The organism is Kitasatospora sp. NPDC059803 (assembly GCF_042732255.1).
GTDB lineage: Bacteria > Actinomycetota > Actinomycetes > Streptomycetales > Streptomycetaceae > Kitasatospora.
This window is the reverse complement of record NZ_JBHWIJ010000387.1, coordinates 1-6,906: the sequence shown is the minus strand read 5'-3', so window position 1 is coordinate 6,906 and position 6,906 is coordinate 1. Positions and strand designations below refer to the sequence as shown.

At 71.4% G+C, this 6,906-nt stretch carries 5 protein-coding genes and 1 pseudogene; 4 read left to right on the top strand and 2 right to left on the bottom strand.

The window, feature by feature from the left end; genetic code table 11:
* Positions 1-104: 104 nt before the first annotated feature.
* The 4 genes from ACFV6I_RS36170 (at position 105) to ACFV6I_RS36155 (ending at position 3,991) form a co-directional block, all read left to right on the top strand.
* Entirely contained in the window at positions 105-617 is a 513-nt protein-coding gene (locus ACFV6I_RS36170) for a septum formation initiator family protein (protein ID WP_380430196.1), read from the top strand.
* Positions 589-1,257 carry a DUF501 domain-containing protein gene (locus tag ACFV6I_RS36165; RefSeq protein WP_079136261.1) on the top strand — a complete coding sequence of 223 codons (669 nt, stop codon included), beginning with the start codon at positions 589-591 and terminating at the stop codon, positions 1,255-1,257. Before ACFV6I_RS36170 ends, ACFV6I_RS36165 begins: the two co-directional genes overlap by 29 nt.
* A gap of 2 nt (positions 1,258-1,259) precedes the next feature.
* Positions 1,260-2,195, top strand: coding sequence for a Ppx/GppA phosphatase family protein (locus ACFV6I_RS36160; protein WP_063348031.1), 936 nt, complete (start codon positions 1,260-1,262; stop codon positions 2,193-2,195).
* Positions 2,196-2,623: 428 nt separating this feature from the next.
* Entirely contained in the window at positions 2,624-3,991 is a 1,368-nt protein-coding gene (locus tag ACFV6I_RS36155) for an NAD(P)/FAD-dependent oxidoreductase (protein ID WP_063348030.1), read from the top strand.
* A 200-nt stretch (positions 3,992-4,191) separates the two neighbouring features.
* On the opposite strand, the gene ACFV6I_RS36150 is transcribed toward ACFV6I_RS36155, so the two are convergent.
* On the bottom strand, positions 4,192-6,750 hold the full coding sequence (locus tag ACFV6I_RS36150) for an ABC transporter permease (protein WP_380430193.1): 2,559 nt from the start codon (positions 6,748-6,750) through the stop codon (positions 4,192-4,194).
* Between the two features lie 64 nt (positions 6,751-6,814).
* Positions 6,815-6,906 (bottom strand): annotated as a pseudogene (locus ACFV6I_RS36145) (ABC transporter ATP-binding protein); the annotation flags it as partial.

The window sequence follows — 6,906 nt, the reverse complement described above, 5'->3', positions numbered from 1 at the left end:
TGCTGTGTGTTACCCGCGCCCCGGGGACCCCTGGGGGGTTGGCGGGCGGGGCACCGTCGCGACCAGGAGGGGAACGGGAGATGGCAGGCTGGAGGATCCCGGGCTTGGCGGCCCGGCCTCGCTTCACGAGCCGGGCGACCGTCCTCGTCCTGGTGCTCTGCTCGCTGGTGGCGATCCTCGCCTACCCGACGCGGCAGTTCATCTCCCAGCGCGCCGAGATCTCCGCCCAGCAGGCGAAGGCCGACCGCTCCCGCCAGCAGGTCGAGCAGCTGCGCCGGGAGAAGGCCCGCTGGCAGGACCCCGAGTACGTCAAGGCGCAGGCCCGCGCCCGGCTGCACTACGCGATGCCGGGGGAGACCCCGTACATCGCGGTGGATCCGGCCGGTCCGGCCGCCGCCCGGCCCTCGGCGTCCGCCACCGGTTCCGCTGCCGCCGCCGGCTCGGCCGCCTCCGACGGCGCGTCCGGCGGCTCGGCGCGGGCCGCCAAGCCCTGGTACGCCAGCATCTGGGACTCGGTCGACGCCGCCGACACCACCGACGACGCCGCCCCGGCCCCCGCCTCCCCCCGTCCGCTCCCACCGTCCCCCGCTGGAGACACCTCCCCCCATGACCACTGAGAACCACCCCGCCGTCTCCGACGCCGACGTCGCCGCCATCGCCGCCCAGCTCGGTCGGGTGCCGCGCGGCCTGCGCGGCGTGGCGCACCGCTGCCCCTGCGGCAACCCGGACGTCGTGGAGACGGCCCCCCGACTGCCGGACGGCACGCCGTTCCCGACGCTGTACTACCTGACCTGCCCCAAGGCCGCCTCGCTGATCGGCACCCTGGAGGCGGACGGCGTGATGAAGGAGCAGACCGCCCGGCTCGCCGAGGACCCGGAGCTGGCCGCCGCCTACCAGAAGGCGCACGAGGACTACATCGCCCGGCGCGACGCCATCGAGGTGCTGGAGGGCTTCCCGAGCGCCGGTGGCATGCCGGACCGGGTGAAGTGCCTGCACGTGCTGGTCGGCCACTCGCTGGCGGCCGGCGAGGGCGTCAACCCGCTCGGAGACGAGGCGATCGGCCTGCTGGAGGACTGGTGGGCCAAGGGCCCCTGCGTCTCCCCGGCCGAGGTCGAGGCCGCCGGTGGGCGGGTCGCCCGCAACCGGGCCAAGGAGCAGGACCACCAGGCCGTGATCGAGGCCAAGCAGCAGAAGGCCGCCGAGCGCGCCGCGAAGAAGCGGGCCGCCGAGGAGTCCGACCCCGGGGAGTCCGCGTGAGCATGACCCGGGTGGCCGCGATCGACTGCGGCACCAACTCGATCCGGCTGCTGGTCGCCGACCTGGACCCGGCCACCGGGGAGATCACCGACCTCGACCGCCGCATGATCATCAACCGGCTGGGCCAGGGCGTGGACCAGACCGGCCGGCTGCACCCGGACGCGCTGGCCCGCACCTTCGCGGCCTGCCGTGAGTACCGGGAGGTCATCGCCGGGTTCGGGGTCGGCCCGGAGCGCACCCGCTTCGTCGCCACCAGCGCCTCGCGGGACGCCGAGAACAGCGACGAGTACGTCGAGGGCGTGCGCGCGATCCTGGGCGTCGAGCCCGAGGTGGTGAGCGGCGAGGAGGAGGCGCACCTGTCCTTCGTGGGCGCCACCAAGGAGCTGACCGGCGGCCAGTTCCCGGCGCCGTACCTGGTGTTCGACCTCGGCGGCGGCTCGACCGAGTTCGTGCTGGGCGGTGCGGACGTGCAGGCGGCGCGCTCGGTGGACATCGGCTGCGTCCGGCTCACCGAGCGGCACTTCGGCGGCGCCGAGCTGCCCTCGCCGGAGCAGATCGAGACGGCCCGGGCGCACGTGCGGGCCGAGCTGGACAAGGCCGAGGAGGTCGTCCCGCTGCGCGGCGCGGCCACCCTGGTGGGCCTGGCCGGGACGGTCACCACGGTGTCCGCGATCGCCCAGGACCTGCCGGCCTACGACTCGGCGGCGATCCACCACTCGCGGATCGGCCGGGAGCGGGTCGCCGGGATCGCCCGTGAGCTGCTGGGTGCCACCCACGCCGAGCGCGCGGCCATCCCGTCGATGCACCCGGGCCGGGTGGACGTGATCGCGGCCGGCGCGCTGGAGCTGCTGGAGATCATGGAGCGGACGGGCGCGGCCGAGGTGGTCGTGAGCGAGCACGACATCCTGGACGGCATCGCCTGGAGTATGGCCTCCTGACCTCCTGCGGGCCTTACCCGACCGGCCCCGGCACCCCTTTCGGGGGTCCGGGGCCGGGGCGCGCCCGGACCGGTGCGGGAAAGTTCGTGAATTTCTTCACATGGCGATCCAGTCATTCGTCGCACCCGCTCGCCCGCTACGTCCGAAATGTGGGACCGAAGGTCTGCTCGCCGTGACGACCCCTGGATCGCAGGTCAAGCCTCGGTTGAGGTTTGAAAATCGAAATCACGAGCGGGAACCCGGGCGCCGTACGGATCGTTGCTGCTCAGCAGGGTGGTATTCCGGCGTGCGCCCACGAGGGGGCACCCAAGGCCGTGAGCCGACGCGCTGGGCCCGGATTTGCGGCCGCGCAGTGTAGCACGGGGTGTCCAGAAGCTTGTGACCGGGCTCACGAAGGCTGCTCCGGACGGTGCTGGATACTTTCGGATATGAGCACCACGGAGCGTCCTCGCATCCTCATTGTCGGCGGTGGTTACGTCGGCCTGTATGCCGCGATGCGCATCCTCAAGAAGATGCGTTACGGCGAAGCGACCGTCACGGTCGTGGACCCGCGGTCGTACATGACGTACCTGCCCTTCCTCCCCGAGGCGGCCGGCGGCAACGTCGCGCCCCGCAACCTCGTCGCGCCGCTGCGCAGCGCCCTCAAGAAGGCGGAGGTGCTCACCGGTGCGGTCACCGGTGTGGACCACGCCCGCAAGGTCGCCACCATCCAGCCCGCGGCCGGCGACAGCTACGAGCTGCCCTTCGAGTACCTGGTCGTCGCGACCGGCTCGGTCTCCCGCACCTTCCCGATCCCGGGTCTGGCGGAGCACGGCATCGGCATGAAGACGGTGGAGGAGGCCATCAGCCTCCGCAACCACGTCATGGCCCAGCTCGACAAGGCCGAGTCCACCGCCGACGAGGAGGTCCGCCGCAAGGCCCTGACCTTCGTCGTCATCGGCGGCGGCTTCGCCGGTGTCGAGACGATCGCCGAGGTCGAGGACATGGCGCGCGACGCCGCCAAGATCTACAAGACCGTCAGCCGTGACGACATGCGCTTCGTCCTGGTGGAGGCGGCCAACCGCATCCTCCCGGAGATGGGCCCGGACCTCGGTCTGTGGACCAAGGAGAAGCTCGAGGAGCGGAAGATCGAGGTCTACATCGAGACCTCGATGGACTCCTGCGTCGACCAGCACGTGGTGCTGAAGAACGGCCTGGAGATGGACGCCTCCACCATCGTGTGGACGGCCGGCGTGAAGCCGAACCCGGTGCTGGCCAACTTCGGCCTGCCGCTGGGCCCGCGCGGCCACGTCGACACCGCGCCGACCCTCCAGGTCCAGGGCTTCGACTACGTCTGGTCCGCCGGCGACAACGCCCAGGTCCCGGACCTCGCCTCCGGCGAGGGCGCCTGGTGCCCGCCGAACGCGCAGCACGCCGTGCGCCAGGCCGCCGTCCTCGGTGACAACGTCATCTCGGGCATGCGGGGCTTCCCGCAGAAGAACTACGAGCACAAGAACCTCGGTGCGGTCGCCGGCCTGGGCCTGCACAAGGGCGTCGCGATCCTCTTCGGCAAGGTCAAGCTGAAGGGCCGTCTGGCCTGGTGGTTCCACCGCGCGTACCACGGCGCCATGGTCCCGACCATGAACCGCAAGGTCCGGGTCTTCACCGACTGGACGCTGGCCATGTTCCTGAAGCGCGAGATGGTCGGCCTCTCCCAGATGGAGCAGCCGCGCCTGCCGATCCAGGAGGTCACGGCGCCCACGAAGCCCGTGGAGGCCGCCAAGCCGGCCGCCGAGAAGGAACTCGCCAGCAAGTAAGCGACTGCGACCCCGGTGTGGGAGCACCGGGGTATGAGTCGGAGGCCCTCCGCCCGGCAGTGTCGCCGGACCACGACCTCCGTGGTGCTCAGCCGGCCGTGCGACCGGGCGGAGTACAGAAGTAGAAGGGCCCCTGCCGAAACCCTCCGGCAGGGGCCCTTTCTCGTCGTCCGCCCGCTGGGCGGGCCCGTGAGGGGCGGTCAGTCGGTCTTGATGCTCTCCAGGATGTCCAGCTTGGACGCCCGGCGGGCGGGCCAGATCGCGGCGACCAGGCCGACCACCCCGGCCAGGGCCAGGAACAGCGCCAGCTGGCCGAACGGCAGGACGGTGGTCAGGCCGCTCAGGCTGGACTTCAGGGTGCCGTTGATCGCCCAGGCGATGAAGCAGCCGAGCAGCAGGCCGATGCCGGCGCCGAACAGCGAGATCACCACGGACTCCAGGCGGACCATCCGCTTGATGCCCCGGCGGTCCAGGCCGATCGCCCGCAGCATCCCGATCTCGCGCTTGCGCTCGAAGACCGACATCGCCAGCGTGTTGATCACGCCCAGGATCGCGACCAGCACGGACATCGCCAGCAGGCCGTACATCAGGTTCAGCGCGAAGGTGATGGTCTGGCTGAAGTCGTCGCGGACGTCCTGCTTGGACTTGACGTCGATCACCGGGTTGGCGCCGGTGGCGTCCTTGAGGGACTGCTTGAGCGCGGAGGTGGCGCCGTCCTTGCCCTTGACCAGGACGTCGGTGATGTAGGGCTTCGCCTCGTGCTTGGCGACCTCGCTGTTGGCCAGCAGGACCGAGCCGAGCATGCCGCCCTTCTCGTACACGCCGCCGACGGTGAGCTGACCGGTGGACTGGTCCGGGTAGGAGACCGCCATCGTCGAGCCGGCGGTGACGTGGAGCTTCGTGGCGAGCTCCTGGTCCACCAGGACCTTGCCCTGGCCGAGGGCGGCGGTGGCGCCGCTGGTCAGCTTGACCTCGGCGAGCTGGTCGAAGGAGCCGGCGTCCATGCCGGTGATCGCCACGCCGGTGCCGTCGAGCTCCCACCTGGCGGTCGTCACCGCGGAGGAGGCGGCCACCCCGGGGGCCTTGGCGATCTCACCGGGCACCTGCTCGGACAGGCTCATGTGGTTGGCGCCCGAGACCATGTAGTCGGACTTCATCGAGCTGGTGACGGCCTTGTCGATCGCGCCGCCGACCGAGGCACCGATCACGGTGAGGCCGCTGACCAGGGTCAGGCCGATGGTGAGCGCGGCGGCGGTGGACGCGGTGCGGCGCGGGTTGCGGACCGCGTTCTGCTGGGCGAGCTTGCCCGGGGTGCCGCCGAGCCCGCGCAGCAGCGGGCCGATCAGTGCGACCACCGGGCGGGAGAGCAGCGGCAGCAGGACGAACACGCCGATCAGGGCGAGCAGGGCGCCGAGGCCGACCGGCAGGCGGCCGCTGTCGTTGCCGGTGGAGGCGCCGAAGCCGATCAGCGCGAGGCCGCCGGCGGTGAGCGCCGAGCCGATCGCGTTGCGGACCAGCAGGCTCTTCTGGCTGGTCGGCTGGTCGCCGCTGCTCATCGCCGCCACCGGGGCGATCCGGGAGGCGCGCACGGCCGGCAGCAGGGCGGACAGTACCGTCACCAGGACGCCGACGGCCAGGGTCACCGCGATGGTGAGCGGCTTGATGACCAGCGTGCCGTGCGGCATGTTCTCGTTCAGCTGGCTCATCAGGGCCTGCATGCCGGCGCCGATCCCGATGCCGGCGAGCAGCCCGGCCAGCGCCGCGACGGTGCCGATCGCCAGGGCCTCGACCAGCACCGAGCGGGTGACCTGCTTGCGGCTGGCGCCGATCGCCCGCAGCAGCGCGAGTTCCTTGGTGCGCTGGGCGACCAGCATGGTGAAGGTGTTGGCGATGATGAAGATGCCGACGAAGAGCGATATCCCGGCGAAGACCAGCAGCATGGTGCGCATGCTGTCGGTGGTCTTGGTGATCATCGCCTGCTCGTCGGCCTTGAGCTTGGCGCCCGTCTCGACGTCGAAGTGCTGGCCGGACGGCACCTTGGGCTGGACCTGGGCGAGCAGCGCGTCCTCGCTGGTGCCGGGCTTGGCGGTGAGCACGATGCTGCTGAAGTGGCCGGGCTCCAGCAGCAGCTGCTGGGCGGTGGCGCGGTCGAACAGGGTGAGGGTGCCGCCGCTGTTCACCACCGGGTCGTCGGTGGTGAAGACGCCGGTGAGCTTCGCCTCGACCACCGGGCCGTTGATGGCGATCCGGACGGTGTCGCCGATCTTGTAGCCGGCCTTGTCGGCGGTCTTGCGGTCGAGGGCGATCTCCTTGCCGTTCTTCGGGCCCTGACCCTCGGCCATCGGGTAGCGCGGGTCCTTGCCGTCCGCGGCCGGGGCGAAGTTGGCGCCCTTGGCGGCCCAGAACTGGCCGATCAGGTTGCCGCTCCGGTCGGCGACCCCGGTGAAGCCGCTGACCACGCCGCGGGCGTTGGCGGTGCCCGGCAGGGCGGCCAGCTGCTGGACGGTGGCGTCGGTGAGCGAGGCGTTGCCGCTCTCGCTCTTCTGCTTGGCGCTGGCGCGGGAGCCGGCCGAGTAGTCCACGACCTGGACCGAGACGTCCGAGTAGCTCTTGGAGTTGTTGTCCCGCATGGCCTTGCCGAAGGTGTCGGAGAAGACCATGGTGCCGGCGACGAAGGCGGTGCCGAGCATGACGGCCAGCGCCGTCATGAGGAGTCGGCCCTTGTGGGCCAGCACGTTGCGCAGTGCGGTGCGGTACATGGGGTGTCCTGGGTTTCGCGTAGGGGCGGCGGCTGGGCTGGCTGGCCCTGGCTGGCGGGATGCTCTAGCTGGTGCGGCCCTTGGCGTCGAAGCGGCGCATGCGGTCCAGGACGGTGTCGGCGGTGGGGTGGTGGAGTTCGTCGACGATGCGGCCGT

What these genes read in the sequence shown, in the direction of transcription:
- ACFV6I_RS36160 (WP_063348031.1), top strand. Translation starts at nt 1,260, where the DNA reads ATGACCCGGGTGGCCGCGATCGACTGCGGCACCAACTCGATCCGGCTG.
- ACFV6I_RS36155 (WP_063348030.1), top strand. Translation starts at nt 2,624, where the DNA reads ATGAGCACCACGGAGCGTCCTCGCATCCTCATTGTCGGCGGTGGTTAC.
- ACFV6I_RS36150 (WP_380430193.1), bottom strand. Translation starts at nt 6,750, where the DNA reads ATGTACCGCACCGCACTGCGCAACGTGCTGGCCCACAAGGGCCGACTC.